General features: G+C 37.9%; 20 protein-coding genes. 15 read left to right on the top strand and 5 right to left on the bottom strand.

Annotated elements, in window-relative coordinates:
* The first annotated feature begins 37 nt into the window (after positions 1 to 37).
* From ISU00_RS06445 to feoB, 3 genes are all read left to right on the top strand, one after another.
* Positions 38 to 703, top strand: a complete 666-nt coding sequence (locus tag ISU00_RS06445) for an SCO family protein (protein WP_228853230.1) — start codon at positions 38 to 40, stop codon at positions 701 to 703.
* A gap of 74 nt (positions 704 to 777) precedes the next feature.
* The gene (locus tag ISU00_RS06440) at positions 778 to 1011 is read left to right on the top strand and encodes a FeoA family protein (protein WP_228853229.1); all 234 of its coding nucleotides are present in this window, start codon (positions 778 to 780) and stop codon (positions 1009 to 1011) included.
* On the top strand, positions 1004 to 3103 hold the full coding sequence (gene feoB, locus ISU00_RS06435) for a ferrous iron transport protein B (protein WP_228853228.1): 2100 nt from the start codon (positions 1004 to 1006) through the stop codon (positions 3101 to 3103). Before ISU00_RS06440 ends, feoB begins: the two co-directional genes overlap by 8 nt.
* Before the next feature lie 144 nt (positions 3104 to 3247).
* Here the strand turns inward: feoB and ISU00_RS06425 are convergent, their stop codons facing one another.
* Positions 3248 to 5290 carry a S9 family peptidase gene (locus ISU00_RS06425; RefSeq protein WP_228853226.1) on the bottom strand — a complete coding sequence of 681 codons (2043 nt, stop codon included), beginning with the start codon at positions 5288 to 5290 and terminating at the stop codon, positions 3248 to 3250.
* Positions 5291 to 5410: 120 nt separating this feature from the next.
* On the opposite strand from ISU00_RS06425, the gene ISU00_RS06420 reads away from it, so the two are divergent.
* The 8 genes from ISU00_RS06420 to ISU00_RS06385 all read left to right on the top strand — a co-directional run bounded on the left by ISU00_RS06420 (position 5411) and on the right by ISU00_RS06385 (position 12997).
* Positions 5411 to 6079 (top strand): metal-dependent transcriptional regulator, encoded by a 669-nt coding sequence (locus ISU00_RS06420; RefSeq protein WP_228853225.1) that lies wholly within the window; start codon positions 5411 to 5413, stop codon positions 6077 to 6079.
* On the top strand, positions 6063 to 6845 hold the full coding sequence (locus ISU00_RS06415; RefSeq protein ID WP_228853224.1) for a transporter: 783 nt from the start codon (positions 6063 to 6065) through the stop codon (positions 6843 to 6845). Before ISU00_RS06420 ends, ISU00_RS06415 begins: the two co-directional genes overlap by 17 nt.
* The gene (locus ISU00_RS06410) at positions 6842 to 7762 is read left to right on the top strand and encodes a metal ABC transporter solute-binding protein, Zn/Mn family (RefSeq protein WP_228853223.1); all 921 of its coding nucleotides are present in this window, start codon (positions 6842 to 6844) and stop codon (positions 7760 to 7762) included. The genes ISU00_RS06415 and ISU00_RS06410 overlap by 4 nt, the downstream gene beginning before the upstream one ends.
* 4 nt (positions 7763 to 7766) lie before the next feature.
* Positions 7767 to 8510: a metal ABC transporter ATP-binding protein gene (locus tag ISU00_RS06405; protein ID WP_228853222.1), complete on the top strand. Its 744-nt coding sequence runs from the start codon at positions 7767 to 7769 to the stop codon at positions 8508 to 8510.
* Positions 8511 to 8521: 11 nt separating this feature from the next.
* Entirely contained in the window at positions 8522 to 9643 is a 1122-nt protein-coding gene (locus ISU00_RS06400) for a metal ABC transporter permease (protein WP_228853221.1), read from the top strand.
* Complete coding sequence (locus ISU00_RS06395; RefSeq protein WP_228853220.1) at positions 9636 to 10796, top strand: metal ABC transporter permease; 1161 nt, start codon at positions 9636 to 9638, stop codon at positions 10794 to 10796. The genes ISU00_RS06400 and ISU00_RS06395 overlap by 8 nt, the downstream gene beginning before the upstream one ends.
* Before the next feature lie 72 nt (positions 10797 to 10868).
* A complete protein-coding gene (locus ISU00_RS06390; protein ID WP_228853219.1) occupies positions 10869 to 11525 on the top strand; it encodes a peptidoglycan recognition protein family protein in 657 nt (218 codons plus the stop codon).
* Between the two features lie 29 nt (positions 11526 to 11554).
* Positions 11555 to 12997: a M14 family metallopeptidase gene (locus ISU00_RS06385; RefSeq protein ID WP_228853218.1), complete on the top strand. Its 1443-nt coding sequence runs from the start codon at positions 11555 to 11557 to the stop codon at positions 12995 to 12997.
* 33 nt (positions 12998 to 13030) lie between these two features.
* On the opposite strand, the gene ISU00_RS06380 is transcribed toward ISU00_RS06385, so the two are convergent.
* From ISU00_RS06380 to ISU00_RS06370, 3 genes are all read right to left on the bottom strand, one after another.
* A complete protein-coding gene (locus ISU00_RS06380) occupies positions 13031 to 13600 on the bottom strand; it encodes a helix-turn-helix domain-containing protein (protein WP_228853217.1) in 570 nt (189 codons plus the stop codon).
* Positions 13601 to 14296, bottom strand: coding sequence for a CPBP family intramembrane glutamic endopeptidase (locus ISU00_RS06375; protein ID WP_228853216.1), 696 nt, complete (start codon positions 14294 to 14296; stop codon positions 13601 to 13603).
* Positions 14297 to 14433: 137 nt separating this feature from the next.
* Positions 14434 to 15219 carry a TerB family tellurite resistance protein gene (locus ISU00_RS06370; protein ID WP_228853215.1) on the bottom strand — a complete coding sequence of 262 codons (786 nt, stop codon included), beginning with the start codon at positions 15217 to 15219 and terminating at the stop codon, positions 14434 to 14436.
* A gap of 118 nt (positions 15220 to 15337) precedes the next feature.
* On the opposite strand from ISU00_RS06370, the gene ISU00_RS06365 reads away from it, so the two are divergent.
* From ISU00_RS06365 to ISU00_RS06355, 3 genes are all read left to right on the top strand, one after another.
* A complete protein-coding gene (locus ISU00_RS06365; RefSeq protein WP_228853214.1) occupies positions 15338 to 15748 on the top strand; it encodes a BrxA/BrxB family bacilliredoxin in 411 nt (136 codons plus the stop codon).
* A gap of 112 nt (positions 15749 to 15860) precedes the next feature.
* The gene (locus tag ISU00_RS06360; protein WP_228853213.1) at positions 15861 to 16607 is read left to right on the top strand and encodes a lysophospholipid acyltransferase family protein; all 747 of its coding nucleotides are present in this window, start codon (positions 15861 to 15863) and stop codon (positions 16605 to 16607) included.
* 6 nt (positions 16608 to 16613) lie between these two features.
* Positions 16614 to 17276: an HD domain-containing protein gene (locus tag ISU00_RS06355; RefSeq protein ID WP_394368536.1), complete on the top strand. Its 663-nt coding sequence runs from the start codon at positions 16614 to 16616 to the stop codon at positions 17274 to 17276.
* A 1-nt stretch (position 17277) separates the two neighbouring features.
* On the opposite strand, the gene ISU00_RS06350 is transcribed toward ISU00_RS06355, so the two are convergent.
* Positions 17278 to 18150: an AraC family transcriptional regulator gene (locus ISU00_RS06350; RefSeq protein ID WP_228853211.1), complete on the bottom strand. Its 873-nt coding sequence runs from the start codon at positions 18148 to 18150 to the stop codon at positions 17278 to 17280.
* 198 nt (positions 18151 to 18348) lie between these two features.
* Between ISU00_RS06350 and ISU00_RS06345 the strand changes: the two genes are divergently transcribed.
* Entirely contained in the window at positions 18349 to 18555 is a 207-nt protein-coding gene (locus tag ISU00_RS06345) for a hypothetical protein (RefSeq protein WP_228853210.1), read from the top strand.
* The last annotated feature ends 284 nt before the right edge of the window (positions 18556 to 18839 follow it).

Genomic DNA, 18839 nt, shown 5'->3' with positions numbered 1-18839 from the left:
ATTTTTGTGCCTGTTTTAATCGATGCTTTGTTGAGCTATGTGGAATTTCTTTAGGGCGTATAAAAAATTCTTTATCGGATTAGCAATCCTCTCTCTTATTATCATCACTATTTTTTATACCATCTTGAAACCCGCCGAGGTGTTGCCAATTTACCAACCCAATATGGTAAACGAGGAGATGGTGGACGAAAATGTGCAGTACCAAAGGAAATATCACAGTATAGCAGATTTTGCATTAATTAACCAGAATGGGGATACCATTACCCAAAACGATTATAAAGATAAAATCTATGTGGCCGATTTCTTTTTTACCACCTGCCAAACCATTTGCCCCATTATGACCGACAATATGGTGACCCTGCAGGAGGAATTAAAAAATGATTCTAATGTCTTGCTGCTTTCACATTCTGTAACACCAGAAATAGATTCGGTACCCCAATTGAAAAAATATGCAGAAGAAAAAGGGGTGGATGATGGTAAATGGAATTTGGTAACGGGCGACCGCAAACAGATATATGATTTAGCCCGAAAAAGCTATCTTGCTGTTAAGGACGAACCCTTTGGCGATCCTTATGGTATGATACATACAGAAAATTTTGTGTTGGTGGATGCCAAGGGGCAAATACGTGGATTTTATGATGGTACCAATAAAGAGGATATAGAAAAACTTCTTAAGGACATCAAAATCCTAGAGAAAGAATAAAGGATTTTCGCCAACTATTTTTCGCAATCCCAAATTTACTGTACTTTTGCTTCTTTAAAATCAATCTAAATAAGGTGCAATCGACACTGGCACATCTTAAACGCGGACAAAAGGGCATCATCATGGATGTGTCTTCCATACATATTCCCTTAAAATTGTTAGAAATGGGTTGTTTGCCCGGCAATGAAGTGCGTTTGGTGCAGGTAGCCCCTTTTTCAGACCCCCTATATCTCAACGTAAATGGCACCCATTTAGCCATCAGGAAAGAGACTGCAATCCATATTTTAATAGATATCGTCGATGAGTAAACAGATTAATGTAGCTCTCATCGGAAACCCCAATACCGGTAAAACCTCCGTGTTTAATGCCCTTACTGGACTCAATCAAAAAGTGGGTAATTATCCAGGAATAACGGTTGAAAAAAAGGAGGGTATCTGTAAACTTCCTAGAGGGGTAAAGGCCCATATACTCGACCTACCTGGCACTTATAGTCTTAACGCCTCTTCTTTAGATGAGAATGTGGTCATCGAGTTGTTAATGAACAAAAATGACAAGGATTATCCAGATGTTGCGGTTGTTATCAGTGATGTTGAAAATCTAAAGCGAAACCTGTTATTGTTTACCCAAATAAAGGATCTAGAAATCCCAACCATTTTGGTGATAAACATGGCAGATCGTATGGATTATAAAGGGATAAGTTTAGATATTTCATATCTCGAAAAGACCCTTCACACGAAAATAGCTTTGGTGAGTACCCGCAAAAATACAGGTATTCCTATTTTGAAGGAGTTGATAGCAAATTATAAGGATCTCTCCATTAAGCCATGTTTAAATGCCTTTACGTTTGAACAGGAGTATTTCGACAACCTTAGAAAGGCTTTCCCTAATCAGCTGTTATACAAGTTATGGCTCGTAATTACACAGGATGTCAACTTTGGTAAAACGGAGCGTAATGAGATAGACCCAATGTCTAATTTCAAGACTAAATCTAAATCAGATCTTAAACGATTACAGCAAAAAGAAACCATAAAACGCTACCAATTTATAAATGAAGCCCTTAAAAAAGGGCAAACAATAGATTTGGCAACGGCCAAGGATTTACGCACCAAATTAGACCGCATTCTTACGCATAAGGTGTGGGGTTATGCCATCTTTTTTGTGATTTTGTTATCCATTTTCCAGGCAATCTACGATTGGAGCAGCGTGCCTATGGACCTTATTGACAGTGCCTTTGTGTCTTTAAGTGAATGGGTTAAAAATGTTATGCCAGCTGGTGTATTTACCGATTTGTTGGCGGACGGAATCATCCCCGGTTTGGGAGGTATTGTCATATTCATTCCACAGATTGCATTTCTGTTCCTCTTTATTTCCATTTTGGAAGAAAGTGGTTATATGAGTCGTGTGGTCTTTCTAATGGATCGCATTATGCGGCGTTTTGGTTTAAGTGGAAAAAGCGTGGTGCCTTTAATTTCGGGAACCGCCTGTGCCATTCCTGCAATTATGGCCACTAGAAATATTGAAAGTTGGAAGGAACGTTTAATCACCATTTTGGTGACGCCTTTTACAACCTGTTCAGCCCGTTTACCTGTATATCTCATCATAATCGCCTTAGTTATTCCCCAAGGCCGATTTATTGGACTTAGTTACCAAGCTTTAACGCTAATGTTGTTATACCTAATTGGCTTTGGTGCAGCTATAGTTTCTGCCTTTATACTTAGCAAAACCCTAAAAATCAGAAGCCGTAGTTTCTTTGTTGTAGAGATGCCAAATTACAAACTACCACTCTTTAAAAACGTGGCGCTTACCGTTTTGGAGAAAACCAAATCCTTTGTGTTTGGGGCTGGAAAAATCATCTTAGCAATCTCTATTATTTTATGGTTTTTAGCCTCTTATGGTCCTGGTGAAAATTTTAATGAGGCTGACCGCATTGTTGCAGAGCAGTATGCAGATCAAAATTTAAGTGCGGAAGAAATCAATCAACACATAGCCTCCTATAAGCTAGAGCATTCATTTATTGGTCTTGCCGGAAGAGCGATAGAGCCCGCAATTCGACCATTAGGTTACGACTGGAAAATAGGTATTGCCATCATTAGTTCCTTTGCTGCGCGTGAGGTTTTTGTGGGAACCTTAGCAACCATTTATTCTGTTGGAAGTGACGAGGAGGAAACCATTAAAAACAGAATGGCAGGGGAAGTAAACCCTATTTTAGGCACGCCTCTATTTAATTTTGCTTCGGGTATTTCCCTAATGCTTTTCTACGCCTTTGCTATGCAATGTATGAGTACCCTCGCAATCGTAAAGCGGGAAACAAATTCCTGGAAATGGCCTATGCTTCAATTAACTACAATGAGTACCTTTGCATATATAGTTGCCTTAATGGCCTATCAATTTTTAAAATAAACAATGACACCAGTTATCCAAACCATATTAGTAATTGTTTGCCTTATATTGGCTGTGGGTTACCTACTTAAAAAGTTTGTTTTGAAAAAGAGCCCCTCCAATAAAAACTGTGGTAACGACAACTGCGGTTGCGGATAAAATCTTTTATTTCGTTTCTTTTTTCTCAGGATTATACTTGTTAAACCAAGCCAAGGTATGTAACACTTTTTTGATAAGGTTACTAGGCCTATTGGCGATGCCGTGTGAGGCAGATGGAATTTCTACTAAAAGTGTTTCAATCTTTCGCAGCTTAAGGGCATGATATAACTGTTTGGCTTCCGATGGTGGTGTACGTAAATCGTTCATTCCTACCATTACCATAGTAGGTGTTTCAATATTTCCAACTAGAGAAATTGGTGAAAACTTCCAATAGGTTTCAAAATTTTCCCAAGGTTGACCAGGGTAACGGGAGTTTGCATAACCAAAATAATTATCGGCTGTAAGAGTTTTGCTGATCCAATTCATCACCGGTTTCTGAACCACCGCTGCATTAAAACGATTATTTTTCCCAATTATCCAAGCAGTCATAATACCTCCAGCACTACCTCCTGTAACGTACATATTATCTGGATTTATAAGATTTTTTCCAATTAAATAATCCACCCCGTCCATCACATCTTGGTAGTCGTCACCAGGATAATTGTGGTACAATAAATTACCGAATTCTTCCCCGTAACTGGTGCTTCCGCGCGGATTTGGATAAAACACCAAATAGCCATCTGCTGCATACAACTGAATTTCGGCGGTGAAGCGGTCCCCATAGTTAGAGATTGGTCCGCCGTGATTTTCCACCAACAATGGATATTTTTTAGAGGCATCATATTTCGGAGGCTTTACAATCCAACCTTGGAGATCTCTACCATCGACACTCGATTTGTACCATACTTCTTCAACTTTACCCAGTTCGCGATAATCCAGCAAATCTGAATTTAAATCCGTAATCTTCATAGTGGATTTGCCTTTATTGGAAACCACCACTAAGTCTGCTGGATGCTCGGGCGTCGATTCTGTATACACAAAACTGCCATCGTTTGCTATGGAAAAAGAACCAGATCCATACGGACGACCCAAGGAAGTTCCGCCCATATTGTCAGCCAATTTGGTAACCCTACCTGTTAAATCGATATGGGCCACTTTAGTGTTCCCTTTATCATCATAGTTAAAATAAATCCCTTTACTGTCCTTGGACCAAACTAGAGAAGACGCAGAACGATCTAAATTCCCAGAAAGCATCTTTTTGTTATTGCCATTGGTATCCATCACATAGATATGGCGTACCTGATAGGTTTGAACCTTTTCTGGATAAGACACATAGGCTAACCATTTGCCGTCTGGTGATGCTTGCACATCATGATCGGGCCCATCTTGGTCTGTTAAGGCTGTTATTTCATTGGTGCGGACATTTACTTTATAAACCTCACTATTTGTAAAGCGATATTCAGCATCCTCTACCCTATTGCTTGAAAAATAAATATAATTACCATCTGGTGAAAACGACAGCGAACTTCTATGGTCGAAATCTCCAGAAGTTAACTGTCTAGGACTACCTCCATCAGCGGGAATCATAAATAGATGGGTATTTCCTGGTGGAATATATCCTCTTCCATCAGCCTCGTGGTATAAACGATCAGTGATTCTGGCATCATCTGCCCATTTTGCTCCTTTTGGAGCCTTAGGCATTTTGGTGACCACAGGTGATGCCTTAGGCACAAACATGCTAAATGTTAGAGACTTTCCGTCTGGTGCCCAAATAAGGTTAGAGGGTGAATGTTCTAACTGGCTTATTCGCGCAAACACTCGTGTATTCACCCAATACACATAAATTTCTGAGCCCTCATCAGAACTACTCACAAAAGCAATTCTGTCTCCTTTGGGAGACCAAACTGCACTACCCTCATTAACGTCTCTCGTAGTGAGTTTTTGGTGTTGACTTCCATCCGTATTTAAAATCCATAGACTGCCAGAAGTACCATCCGTCATAACATCGTAACCACTTCTGCGATACACCACTTGTTGCCCATTTGGAGAAATTTGAGGATCACTGGCCCATTCCAACTCAAATACATCCATAGGCTGAAAGGGTGTTTTTTCGGTTTGAGCCGAAATTGGAAGAGCAACTAATAGAAGTAAAAGGGATAGAAATTTCATATTGATTAAAATTTTAGAAGCAGCAAGATACCAAAATTGTAAAAATTTTGAAGTTCTAATATTTTAGTTATATTTGAAAAATATTTAAGTAAGCTTAAATTTTAATTTAGTGTAATAGAAATGTCTGTAGCTGTAGAGAATTTCATAAAGGCCATTTATAAAAATGAGGTGTTGGAGCATAGGGACACCAAGCCCGGCAACATTGCCAAGCAATTAGGTATTTCTAATGCGGCCGCTACCGATATGGCTAAAAAGTTAGCCAACAAAAATCTATTGATTTACGAGAAATATCAACCTCTTAGGCTAACCAACAAAGGCAACGAAATGGCGCTCAATGTGGTAAGAAAACACCGCCTGTGGGAAGCTTTTCTCTTTAACACCTTCGACATGTCTTTGCATGAAATACACCGTGAGGCTGAGTTGTTAGAGCATGGTACTTCCGATTTTCTAGCAGATAAATTAAGTGACTATTTAGGCAATCCAGATTTCGATCCACATGGAGATCCAATCCCTTCTAATGATGGGCAAATCGCTTCCAAAGAAAATGTTGTGCCTTTGAATAACGCGGAGGAAGGCCTTAGCTACCACATTTCACGTCTTTTAAGTGAAGACAAGGAGTTTTTTGAGTTCTGTGAGGATCATGGTCTTAAAATTTCAAATAAACTAAAAGTAACCAAGCAATTACAAGCCACCAAAATGACAGAAATAGAAATTGAGAATAAAAGCCTCTTATTGAATTACGATTTTACCAATTTAATATATGTTTCGAGAGATGAAAAAAGGTCTTAGTTTTCTTATTACGTTCATTTCATTTCTATCTATGGAAGCTCAAAAAGAAGAACTCGACCCAATGATTACTGATAGGCCGGATGCCACAGAATCAGCGAGTACAGTAAAACCAGGTTACATCCAAATTGAAACTGGAGCATATTTAACCAATTTTGAAAAGGATGGGCTAGAAATTGATGCTACCACCTATAATACCACCTTAGTTCGTATAGGGATATTAGACAATCTCGAAATGCGCTTGGGTTGGGATTTTACCGAAGAAGAATACACCTACCAAGGTCAGAAATTAGAGAATATTCTAAGTGGTTTCAGTCCGTTGTTATTCGGAACAAAAATCGGCATTACAAAAGAAAAAAATGGTTGGCCAGAGATTGGTCTTATTGGCCACTTGCAGCTTCCATTTTTAGCTGCCTCAGATTACAGACCCGAGACTACGGGAGTCGATTTTAGATTCGCATTTGCCCATAGCCTTAGTGATAAATCAAGCTTATCTTATAATGCAGGTGTTGAATGGGGAAATGATTCGCCAGAAGCCAATTACGTATATACCATATCCTATGGTTATTCAATAACTGACACTTTTGGATTCTACTTAGAGCTTTACGGCGATCTTCCGGAAGATTCATCTGCCAACCATTTATGGGATGCAGGCCTCACTTATTTAATATCCAATAATGTACAATTAGACGCCACCATTGGCAGCGGAATTACCGAAGGCCAAAAGTTATTATTAAGCGCTGGTGTCAGCTTTAGATTGCCAAAATGAAAAAGTTTAGTCTTTATTTATTATTCGTAGTAATTTCAATAGCAGCCTTTTCCTGTAAATCGGAAAAAGAAGAAACTGGAAAGCTAAAAGTAGCCACTACCACCACCATGATAACCGACCTCATCCGCAATATTGCCAAAGATTCGGTTGAATTGGAAGGATTAATGGGAAGCGGCGTAGACCCTCATTTATACAAAGCTTCCGAAGGTGATGTCAACAAATTAGGGAACGCTGATCTCATTTTTTATAACGGGTTGCACCTTGAGGGAAAATTGGTAGAAGTTTTTGAAAAAATGGAGGATTATGGCATACATACCGTTGCCCTGTCAGATGCGCTCGATCCTTCTACCTTCATTGGTTCGGAGGCCTTTCAAGGAAATTACGATCCTCATATTTGGTTCGATATAGATAATTGGATAGCTATCGGGGAATATGCCAAGGAAACCCTAGCAGAAGCTGATCCTAAACATGCCGGATACTACACACAAAATTGGTCTGTATACCGTGAACAGTTGATTGAACTTAAGTCTCAACTTAAACAAAAAATAGATGAACTTGAACCATCACAAAGAATTTTGGTTACGGCCCATGATGCATTTAATTATTTCGGTAAAGCTTTTGGTTTTGAGGTAGTCGGTTTACAGGGCTTGTCAACAGCTACGGAAGCTGGTGTAAAAGACGTTCAAAACCTTTCAAACTTCATTATCGAAAAAAAGGTAAAGGCAATTTTTGTAGAAAGTTCAGTGCCAAAACGTACAATTGAAGCACTGCAAGCTGCGGTTAAATCCAAAGGAAATGAAGTTGAAATTGGCGGAACACTCTATTCAGATGCGCTCGGAGATGCAGGAACCAAAGAAGGGGAATACATTGGTATGTTTTTACACAATGTCACCACCATGGTAGATGCCTTAAAATAACACTATGGATGCTCAACAAAAACTAGCGGTTAAAGTTGACGACCTTACGGTTGCCTATAATTACAAACCTGTGTTGTGGGATATCGATTTAGAAATTCCGGAAGGGGTTCTTATGGCAATTGTCGGTCCAAATGGCGCGGGAAAATCAACCCTAATCAAAGCCATTCTCGGTATTTTGAAACCTATTGCTGGTAGCATTAGCATTTATGGAAAACCTTATGAGAAACAACGTTCCTTGGTGGCCTATGTGCCTCAAAAAGGAAGTGTTGATTGGGATTTCCCTACTACTGCTTTAGATGTAGTGATGATGGGCACTTATGGCAAATTAGGTTGGATTAAAAGACCTGGTCAATCTGAAAAGAAGGCCGCTTTAGAAGCTCTTGAAAAAGTTGGGATGTTGCCCTTCAAAAATCGTCAGATTAGCCAATTATCTGGCGGGCAACAACAACGTATTTTTCTTGCTCGGGCTTTAGTGCAAGATGCATCAATCTATTTTATGGACGAACCATTTCAAGGGGTTGATGCTACTACTGAAATTGCCATAATAAACATATTAAAAGCCTTAAGGAAGGCCAACAAAACAGTGATTGTGGTGCACCACGATTTACAAACAGTTCCAGAATATTTTGATTGGGTAACCTTTCTAAATGTAAAAAAGATTGCCACCGGGCCTATAAAGGACATTTTCAATGATGACAACCTTACAAAAACCTATGGCATCAATTATAAAGTAAGCATTCAAGAATAAACAAAGCTATTTTGAAGGAATACTTTGATCTTATCATATCCGACTACACCCTAAGGACCATCACTTTGGGCACCGCTGTTCTGGGAGCAGTATGTGGTATGTTGGGTAGTTTTGCGGTATTGAGGAAGCAAAGTTTATTAGGAGATGCAATTTCGCACGCTGCATTGCCAGGAATTGCACTAGCCTTTCTTTGGACGGGAACAAAAGATGGACATGTTTTATTGATTGGCGCTCTAATTAGTGGACTTTTAGGTACATTTTGGATTCGTGGCATCATCTCCAAAACCCATTTAAAATCGGACACAGCTCTTGGGCTCATCTTATCTATATTTTTTGGATTTGGAATGTTACTACTCACATTCATCCAAAAAATGCCAAACGCCAATCAAGCTGGTTTAGACAAGTACTTATTTGGCCAGGCAGCCACTTTAGTAGAAAGCGATGTATGGCTAATGAGTGTAATTGCAGGATTATGCCTTTTGGTTCTAATTTTATTTTGGAAAGAATTCAAAATCATGCTATTCGACCCTGATTTCACAAAAACGATAGGCTTCAACACTAAGGTAATAGATATTTTAATCACATCTTTTATTGTATTAGCCATCGTTTTAGGCCTACAAACTGTAGGAGTGGTTTTGATGAGTGCCATGTTATTGGCACCAGCTGCCGCAGCAAGACAATGGACAAATCGTTTAGGTGTAATGGTATTACTTGCTGCTATTTTTGGTTCCCTATCCGGCATCGTTGGTACTGCCGTTAGTGCGTACCAAAACAATCTTTCAACAGGACCAGTAATTGTTATAATCGCCTCAGTTTTTGTGTTAATCTCCTTTATCTTTTCCCCTAATCGCGGATTGTTGTTCAGACAATTGCGCTTTGCAAGAAACAGAAGGGATTTGCACATGCATAAGACCTTGGCATTTATGTACCAGATTGCCTCCACACACCAAAATATTTCTCACCCACATGCCATAAAGATCTTGAATAAATTTCAGGGGTTTACCCGCGGTACGCTCAAGAAATTGGAGGATAAAGATTTTGTTATCCTAGAAGGAAACGAATGGCGACTTACCCAAGAAGGTTTTAACGTAGCCGCCAATTTATACAACCAACAAAAAAAACCAAATGAGTAGTTCACAGATAGAAATACAACTCATTGCAAGTTTGGTTGCGGTAGCATGTGCCATTCCCGGGGTATTTTTGGTGCTCAGAAAAATGGCAATGATCAGCGATGCAATAAGTCATGCTATATTGCCAGGAATCGTTGTTGGATTTTTTATCACCGAAAATCTAAATTCACCCTTACTAATTGTTTTAGCCGCCGTTACTGGTATAATCACAGTTATATTGGTGGAAACCATCCAAAAAACAGGCTTGGTTAAAGAGGACACCGCCATAGGGTTAGTATTCCCCGCTTTGTTTAGTATTGGGGTATTGATGATAGCAAAAAATGCTAATGATGTTCACCTCGATGTTGATGCTGTTTTATTGGGAGAATTGGCTTTTGCACCCTTCGATCGTTGGATGGTAGATGGAACAGATTTAGGACCTAGGGCTCTTTGGATTATTTCCATCATCTTTATTATAACTTTAGGCCTATTACTTTCTTTTTACAAGGAACTAAAGCTAAGCACGTTTGATAAAGGATTGGCCGCTAGCCTTGGATTTTCTCCAGTTGTTATACATTATGGTCTTATGACAGTTTCATCGGTAACGACGGTTGGCGCCTTCGACGCAGTTGGTGCTATTCTTGTCGTTGCATTAATGATAGCTCCCGCGGCCGCCTCCTATTTATTGACAGATGACCTTAAACGCATGCTATGGCTTTCTACTATGTTTGGAGTAATTTCAGCAATTGGGGGCTATTGGGTAGCTCATTGGTTAGATGCATCCATAGCTGGTTCAATTACAACTTTTTTAGGGCTAATATTTTTGGGTGTTTATCTATTTGCTCCCAAAAGAGGCGCTATTGCAGTATGGTACCGTGAAAAGCAACAAAAAACAGAAGTTTCGCTTCTCACTTTTTTGTTGCATTTAAAAAACCATACAGAGCAAGCCGAACGTCATATCAATCACCTACAAGAACATATAAATTGGCAAAAAGTAAGGGCAAAAACTGTCTTAGATCTTGCTTTAAAAAACAATATGATTACCATCGAAAATGGCCTTGTTACACTTACCCAAAAGGGAGAAGCATTTACTTCAAAGGCTATAGACTATATCATCACCAATAAAGACGCACAAATCGAGGATATGAAAGAAGATTTCTTTCTTTTTAGAGGTTAAAAAAATAAACTCATATTGTTTGAAGAGGCTTCAATTGGAAATATTGGCTACCTTTAATTCTTCAAATTTAGTATGAAAAATATCCTGCTTTCTGCACTGCTAATTGCACTGCTTTCTTGTAAAAGTCGATTTAATATAGTTGATCGACCCATTGACTTTAATGATCAACGCCAAGATTTAACTTTGGAATATTTATCGGACCGCTATGGCTTGGAGCAAGACTCTCCCAAGATTACTCCTAGAATGATTGTATTGCATTGGACGGACATTCCTACCCTAGAACAATCCTTTAAAGCTTTTGAAGGGGCAACTTTGCCCAACAGTCGTGAAGGCATCAGCAGTGCAGGTGCTCTTAATGTTTCCTCCCAATTTATGATAGATAGGGATGGTACCGTTTATAGGTTGATGCCAGAAGATGTAATGGCTAGGCATGTTATAGGGCTTAACCATGCTGCCATTGGGGTAGAAAATATTGGTAGTGAGAAAATGCCACTTACCAAGTCTCAATTAAAGGCCAATGTTGAATTGATTCGCTATTTAGCAAAGAAATACCCAATTGAATACCTTATTGGTCATTATGAGTACACCAATTTTGTAGGCCACCCCCTTTGGTTAGAAAAAGATGATTCTTATAGGACCGTGAAGGTAGACCCTGGTGAAGACTTTATGAATGCAGTAAGAAAACGAACAAAAGATTTAAATTTTAAACCGAATCCCCCAAACAAATGATCCTAAGATTTCCGTTAACAAATGTGTTAGTGATTATACTTTGTGCCAGCTCTTGTATGGCACAGAAATCGAATTTCGATGAAGCTTTATATACTTCCTATGATAGCTATAAGGTAGAGGGTTTAGACATACGCCGCATCAAATATGATGATATTAGAGGTCATATTTCAGAATTAAAAGATGACAAAAATTACACCGTTAAACAAGTTGGGGCATCCATAGGTGGCAAACCAATCAATTTGATAAAATTTGGAAATGGAGACACAAAAGTGCTCCTTTGGTCCCAGATGCATGGTGACGAATCTACTGCTACAAGGGCTTTATTTGATATTATACATTTCTTTCAAAGCCAAGGACACGAGTCTGAAAAAAAGGCAATTCTAGATAATCTAACAATTTATATGATTCCAATGCTGAACCCAGATGGGGCAGAGAATTTTGTGCGTCAGAATTTATTGGGAATAGACATCAATAGGGATGCCGTTAGACAACAAACACCTGAAGGGCAAACCTTAAAACGGGTGCGTGATAGCTTAAACCCAGAATTTGGATTTAATTTGCACGACCAAAGCACTTATTACAATGCTGTTAGAACTGATAATCCTGCCAGTCTTTCATTTTTAGCGCCAGCATATAATTATGAAAAAGATATCAATACCGTGCGAGGTAACGCCATGAAGGTAATCGTTCATATCAATCAAGTGCTTCAAAATTATATACCTGGCAGTGTCGGTCGCTATAATGACGATTTTGAGCCACGTGCTTTTGGGGATAATATCACTAAATGGGGAACTAGCACAATTTTGATTGAATCTGGGGGTAACCTCAACGATCCTGAAAAGAAAGAACTACGGAAACTAAATTATGTTGCTATTTTGAGCGCTTTGGAAAGTATTGCAACTAAAAATTATGAATCTCTTTCTGTAAATGATTACATAAAAATCCCTGAAAATGACAGAAAACTTTACGATTTAAAATTAATAGGCGCAACCTATAACTTACTAGGCAATGACTATATAGTAGATCTGGGCATTAACAAACTAGAAGTTGACAATAAAGAGAAAACGAATTATTTCACTATTGGCCGCGTGATGGAGATAGGCGATTTATCTACTTACTATGGTTATCATACATTAGATGCTTCAGGCATGAAAATGGTTAACGGAAAAGTCTATCCAAAAATCGTTGCCAACCAAGCTGAACTCAAAAAATTGAACCTAATGGAATTGCTAAAACAAGGTTATACCTATGTCCGTTTAAAGCAACTGCCAGCAACTAATTTAGATATTGATGTCCCATTTAACCTTGTTTCGGAATCCGCTAAGATTCCTGACTTTAATTTACATATAGGCACCCCTGCAACTTTTTTATTAATAACCGATGAGGGTATTAAATACACTGTAGTCAATGGTAACTTAATCGACCTGAAAAACAACCTACCTAAACGTGTCCGAGGAATTCTATTGAATTAAGTTAAGCCTTACCCGAAATACTAGAGTTAAACTTTAATCTCTTTTTGGTTTTAAAAATGGAATTGAAAGAGGGTAATAACATTGACCAGATCCAAGTGCTTTAAAAATGTTTAAAATAGATACAATTATTCCATAAAGAACAACAGCTGCTGTGCCAAAAAAGTTCATTCCTGGAAAGGGGAAGAACGCTAATAAGGACAGTATTAAAAGCAATAAAATAGTGGAATGAAAATTAATGACTGCCCGCCCGTGCTGGTCATAAATCTTATTGTCTTCTGCTTTATGAATCCAAACAAAAATTGGAAACAGTATATTCGCAAAGGGTATTATAAAACCGAAAAATGGCGATGCGTGTAGCAATAGCATCCATTTACGCTGAATGGTTTCTTCCTTAGGGTTTTCAATAACCAACAAATCATCAACATTTACCTCTAGACCCACCGCCAACAATTTAACAGTTTGTAGGTGTGGTTGTACATCTCCTTTTTCAATACGTTGAATGGTTCTGACCCCGACAGAAGATTTTTCTGCCAAATCCTCCTGGGAATAGCCTTTTAATTTTCTTTGATAAACAAGGTTATCGCTTATAGTTTGATTTTTCATTTATGCTATATTAAGTAATAAATTCCTTTTTCTTTTGTGTACACAATGTTTTACGAGCAGCAATACTAAAATCGGAACCAGAATGAAACCGATTAAAGTGAACCATTCAGAAATTATTTCTCCTCCTTTCGATAGTAATATTCCATTTCCAAAAGGTCCATTTGAAAAGACCGAGTTAAATGTGAAATTCCAACCTAAATGCAATCCAATCGACAATGCCATAGATTCAGTTTTCGCAAAGGCTAAAGCCCAGGCATATCCCATTAGTCCTGTTCCTATAAACACTAAAACCATAGGAATGATTTCCCCAAATATGCCGAACGTGAACCAATGGTAAATTCCAAAGGCAATGGCAGATAGTATTATCGCCCTGCTTGACCCAAATTTCTTTATCAGAATAAAAAGAATAGCCCCACGAAAAACGAGCTCTTCGGTAAGGACAGACTTTAAATCCCAGTAAAACATTTTCCAAACTAAACTCCCAGTCAAGTTTTCATTAATAAACCAATGGGATGAGCTTAAGAAGGACTCCATTACTTGTACACCGATACAAAGCATGGCGGTTGCCAAAAATCCTATAATAAATTGCCCAAATCTCTTCTTATTTGGAAGCAACCCTAGAATAAAAATGGATTGTTTTTCAAAAACATAAAGAAGAATCCACGAGAGAGTTACTATCACTAAAATTCCAATCATTTGTGTGTTCTGGATTTAGGTTTCCATCACCACAAAGCTAAATCAAGCTAACTGTTTTTGTCACGCCATTTAAATGTCAGGTAAATGACACTTTCAGTATTTTAGGGCGTTAAAGGATATTAATAAGTGAATTTCAATTAAAAGCGCCTTTCTTTTTGAAGTTGTTCATAGGCCTGTTGGACTTGCCTAAATTTTTCTTCGGCGCCATCTTGGTGCTCTTTACCTAAGTGGGCAACCCTATCTGGATGATATTTTTTAACCATTTTTCGGTAAGCGGCCTTAATATCATCAACTGAGGCAGTTTTATCAATTTCTAAAATCTTATAAGCGTTTTCTGTGCTATTGAAAAACATGGCTTTTATACTTTCAAAATCGCGATTACTAATTCCTAAATAACCTGCAATTGTATGAATTTGCCTTACCTCAGCTTCTGAAACAAAATCGTCTGCTTTCGCAATTCCGAATAAGAAATGAAGCAACTGCAATCTCGATGGATGATCCATCATCATCTTAATTTGAAGACATACCTGACGGGTATTGATATCTTGTTTGCGTATTTCCTTAAACAGTTTGAAGGCATGGTTAGCACGTTCCTTACCATAAAGATTTAAGAACTGATTTCTAACAAAGTCTAATTCGCGCTGATCCTGTCCTCCGTCTGATTTTATTACCAAAGAAGCAAGTATTAGTAAACTAACCTCAAAATCTCCAGAATGTGTAGTGGGTCGTTCATATGTTTGTTGCTGCCTTGTTTGTTGATGGGTGCGATGTTGGTTTCTTTTTTGCTCACCCTCCCCTAATAAAAATCCGCCACCATCTGCAACGGCATCAATTAGACTACCTAATGCGAGCCCAATAATTGCTCCGATTGGGCCGCCAAAAGACCAGCCTAGTGTTGCACCAATCCACTTAGAATAACTCATTGTAAGTTTTTAATTTCAAATTAGACCAAAGATACTATTTGTTAGTAGATTGCTTCGGGATATTGTTACGCAATTGGTATCTTTGCAATCTATTTTTTAATTAAAAAATCATCTAAATATGTATCCAGCAGAATTAGTTAAACCAATGCGTGAAGACCTAACTAGGGTAGGCTTTACCGAACTACATACCGTTGAGCAGGTGGAAGATGCCTTGGCCAAGGAAGGAACAACCTTAGTTATGGTAAATTCCGTTTGTGGCTGTGCGGCAGCAAACGCTAGACCAGGTACCCGTTTAAGCTTGCAAAATGCAAAGCGTCCGGACAATTTAGTAACCGTTTTTGCAGGTGTAGACCGTGAGGCTACCGACCGCGCAAGGGCTCATATGGTTCCCTTTCCACCAAGTTCTCCAAGTATAGCACTTTTTAAGGATGGCGAATTGGTACACATGCTAGAAAGACACCATATTGAAGGGCGACCAGCAGAATTGATTGCTGAAAACCTAATGGACGCTTATAACGAATTTTGTTAATAAGCATTCTTAAGGCAATCTTTAAAACCACGGTTCTCCGTGGTTTTTGTTTTATCCTTACTTTTGTTTCAACCTAAAAAACGAGCAGAGATTCACGTTTTGTGATTGTGTCATGAGGAAATTTTTCGCCTATCCACTTACCATTATATATTATCTTTTCTTTGGATTGATTTTAGTTGTTTTTCATCCAATTCAATGGATTTGTTTTAATCTATTCGGTTACCAAGCCCATAAGAAAAGTGTCGATGCCCTACAGTTTTGCCTCTTCCATTGTTTAAAATTTCTTGGAACAAGCTTCACCTTTCATAATTTGCCAAATATTCCGAAAAGCACGCCTTTAATTGTAGTGGCTAACCATCAAAGTATGTACGACATTACTCCAATGATGTGGAAATTACGCAAGTACCACCCTAAGTTTATCAGTAAAAAAGAGTTAGGGAAAGGCATACCTAGCGTTTCTTATAATTTGAAACATGGTGGATCGGTTCTTATCGATCGTAAAAACCCAAAGCAATCTTTAATGGCCATTAAAAATTTCGCAGGATATATAGAACGCACGAAGCGCACCGCTATTATTTTCCCAGAAGGCACACGTAGCAAAACTGGTCAGCCTAAATCGTTTCAAAAAAGAGGTTTGTTAATTCTTTTAAACGAAATTCCGTCCGCAATGGTGTTGCCAGTAACCATTAACAATTCTTGGAAGATGTTTAGGTATGGTAAATTTCCATTGGGAATAGGAAATCACTTGATTTTTAAATTCCATCAACCTCTAAAGAATAGTGACTTTCCAGATAATGATAAGTTTATTGAAGAATTAGAAAATATTGTAACCAAGGATGTTTTCAAACCAGAAACATAAATGAATATGACCAATTCTGAAGCGCAGATTGTAGAAAACACTAAATCCTTTGTTAAAGAGCGATTGAACGACGCAGAAGGTGGACATGATTGGTTTCATACCTTGAGGGTATACAAAAATGCGGTTGAAATTGCCAAGGAGGAAAATGTCAATGTATTTGTGGTGGCATTGGCGTCACTGTTACATGATATAGCAGACAGCAAATTTCATAATGGGGACGAATCTATTGGTCCAAAAATAGCCAGTAAATTTTTACTTGAACAGAATGTTGACTCTGCGGTAATAGAAACCGTTGTAGGTATTATAGAAAACTGTTCTTACCGCAAGAGTTTGGACGGAGAAACTGCATTTGTATCAAAGGAACTACATATTGTGCAAGATGCGGACAGACTTGATGCAATTGGTGCTATTGGCATAGCACGTGCTTTTAGTTATGGAGGGCATAAGATGCGACCATTTTACGACCCTGAAATTCCACCCGTTGATTATACTTCGGGAGAAGTCTACAAAAGTTCCAAGGCACCAACCATTAATCATTTCTATGAAAAGCTGTTACTATTAAAGGATGGTATGCATACCGATACAGCAAGACGAATCGCACAAAAAAGGCACGAATTTATGGAGACTTACCTGAATCAGTTTTATAAAGAATGGAATGCAGAGGATTAACCTACTGCTGTAAGATTAATTTTATTTGGTTTCTATATTCTGAAGCACTTTTACCTGTAAACTCATTAAAAGTATTGTTGAAGTGTGAGAAGTTATTAAATCCGCACTCATAACAAATATCGGTGATGCTCATATTACTTTCTGAAAGTAACTTGGTTGCGTGTACCACTCTATATTCATTTACCAGCTTAGTAAAAGTTTTTCCGGTAGCCTTTTTAAAATAGCGGCAAAATGCAGGAACAGTCATACTTACAACATCAGAAATTTCCTCTAGACTAATAGGCTCTTTAAAATTCTTGTTTACGTAATTAAACACTTTATCAATCTTATTGCTATCCTGTGGAGCAGTTTCAAATGCAAAGCCATCTACATTTAATAAAGTATAGTCTTTCGCCTCAGACATAATATGCAAAATCTCTAAAAGACTATAAATTCTCGGAAGTCCTTCCATTTCAATAAGAGCTTCAATTTTAGGCCCAACGATCTTTTTTGTTTCAGGCTGATACAGAATTCCTTTTTTAGCTTTTTGAAACAAATTTTCTATTTCCTTCATTTCTGGCATATCCATAAACTTGTCACCAAGAAAATCTGGAAGGAACTGCACAATGGTCTCACTACCACTAGTAGTAAGTCGATCTGCAAAACCATTATGTGGCAGGTTAGATCCTATCAAAACCAACATGCTATTATTGAAATAAGAAAGGTGGTTACCGATGTGCCTTTTACCCTGACCTTTATTTACGTAAACTAATTCTATTTCTGGATGGAAGTGCCAAAAGGCCCGTTGATTTTGAGCCTGTAAGGTGTGTTGTTTTACAAGCAATGAACTTCCAAAATCAGGGCTAATCTTTTCGAAAGTAGGTTTCTTCTTCATTGGTTTCTAACAATATATGCAAAGATATGCAATCGATATCAGACCATATATAACCAATTAACCTAAAACTATTCAATATTATCTCCAATGACTCATAGATAGCCAAACTTATGTTAATTTAGTATACAAAATTGCCAAAATAGACAATTCAAACCGATTGTGTTGTCCGTAAATTTGTATTATCAATTTTAAACGATTGTGAAAAACGCCCTTAATACCATTGTCATATTCAGTTTAATATTCACTTTAAGTCTAAACGCATACTCCTTAAGTTTAGGTTATAATAAAGTTGGAAAGAGTTTAACCGAACAGATCTCTAATGGTAATTTAAATGTGGTGATTTCACAGAATAATGAAAAAGGAAATTATCAATTAGTTCCCTCTAATGGATATAAAAAATATTAAAATTTAATCTTTGACACGGATTAAGCCTAGTTAGTTAGTGAAAAATTGTGAGCCCTCCCCGGGCTCACTTTTTTTTTCAAAATACCCAGGAATTGAATTAGGCTCAGATCTTTCAATATCTAGATAAATTCATAATAAACTGAAACTGTTAAGTGTACGAATTACACTATATCCAATTAACATAAATATATACTTTTTTACCCCATTGTATTAACCTGACATCTTTTAGTTGTTAATTTAGAATATAAATATGCCAAAATCGGTATTTCCAAAGATAGAATTCC

It is taken from the genome of Aegicerativicinus sediminis (assembly GCF_015476115.1).
GTDB lineage: Bacteria > Bacteroidota > Bacteroidia > Flavobacteriales > Flavobacteriaceae > Aegicerativicinus > Aegicerativicinus sediminis.
The sequence above is the reverse complement of the archived record's forward strand: the minus strand, read 5'-3'. Positions and strand labels throughout refer to the sequence as shown.

What these genes read in the sequence shown, in the direction of transcription:
- ISU00_RS06445 (WP_228853230.1), top strand. Translation starts at nt 38, where the DNA reads ATGTGGAATTTCTTTAGGGCGTATAAAAAATTCTTTATCGGATTAGCA.
- ISU00_RS06375 (WP_228853216.1), bottom strand. Translation starts at nt 14,296, where the DNA reads ATGATTGGAATTTTAGTGATAGTAACTCTCTCGTGGATTCTTCTTTAT.
- feoB (WP_228853228.1), top strand. Translation starts at nt 1,004, where the DNA reads ATGAGTAAACAGATTAATGTAGCTCTCATCGGAAACCCCAATACCGGT.
- ISU00_RS06425 (WP_228853226.1), bottom strand. Translation starts at nt 5,290, where the DNA reads ATGAAATTTCTATCCCTTTTACTTCTATTAGTTGCTCTTCCAATTTCG.
- ISU00_RS06360 (WP_228853213.1), top strand. Translation starts at nt 15,861, where the DNA reads ATGAGGAAATTTTTCGCCTATCCACTTACCATTATATATTATCTTTTC.
- ISU00_RS06365 (WP_228853214.1), top strand. Translation starts at nt 15,338, where the DNA reads ATGTATCCAGCAGAATTAGTTAAACCAATGCGTGAAGACCTAACTAGG.
- ISU00_RS06390 (WP_228853219.1), top strand. Translation starts at nt 10,869, where the DNA reads ATGAAAAATATCCTGCTTTCTGCACTGCTAATTGCACTGCTTTCTTGT.
- ISU00_RS06380 (WP_228853217.1), bottom strand. Translation starts at nt 13,600, where the DNA reads ATGAAAAATCAAACTATAAGCGATAACCTTGTTTATCAAAGAAAATTA.
- ISU00_RS06395 (WP_228853220.1), top strand. Translation starts at nt 9,636, where the DNA reads ATGAGTAGTTCACAGATAGAAATACAACTCATTGCAAGTTTGGTTGCG.
- ISU00_RS06405 (WP_228853222.1), top strand. Translation starts at nt 7,767, where the DNA reads ATGGATGCTCAACAAAAACTAGCGGTTAAAGTTGACGACCTTACGGTT.
- ISU00_RS06420 (WP_228853225.1), top strand. Translation starts at nt 5,411, where the DNA reads ATGTCTGTAGCTGTAGAGAATTTCATAAAGGCCATTTATAAAAATGAG.
- ISU00_RS06355 (WP_394368536.1), top strand. Translation starts at nt 16,614, where the DNA reads ATGACCAATTCTGAAGCGCAGATTGTAGAAAACACTAAATCCTTTGTT.
- ISU00_RS06370 (WP_228853215.1), bottom strand. Translation starts at nt 15,219, where the DNA reads ATGAGTTATTCTAAGTGGATTGGTGCAACACTAGGCTGGTCTTTTGGC.
- ISU00_RS06350 (WP_228853211.1), bottom strand. Translation starts at nt 18,150, where the DNA reads ATGAAGAAGAAACCTACTTTCGAAAAGATTAGCCCTGATTTTGGAAGT.
- ISU00_RS06410 (WP_228853223.1), top strand. Translation starts at nt 6,842, where the DNA reads ATGAAAAAGTTTAGTCTTTATTTATTATTCGTAGTAATTTCAATAGCA.
- ISU00_RS06415 (WP_228853224.1), top strand. Translation starts at nt 6,063, where the DNA reads ATGAAAAAAGGTCTTAGTTTTCTTATTACGTTCATTTCATTTCTATCT.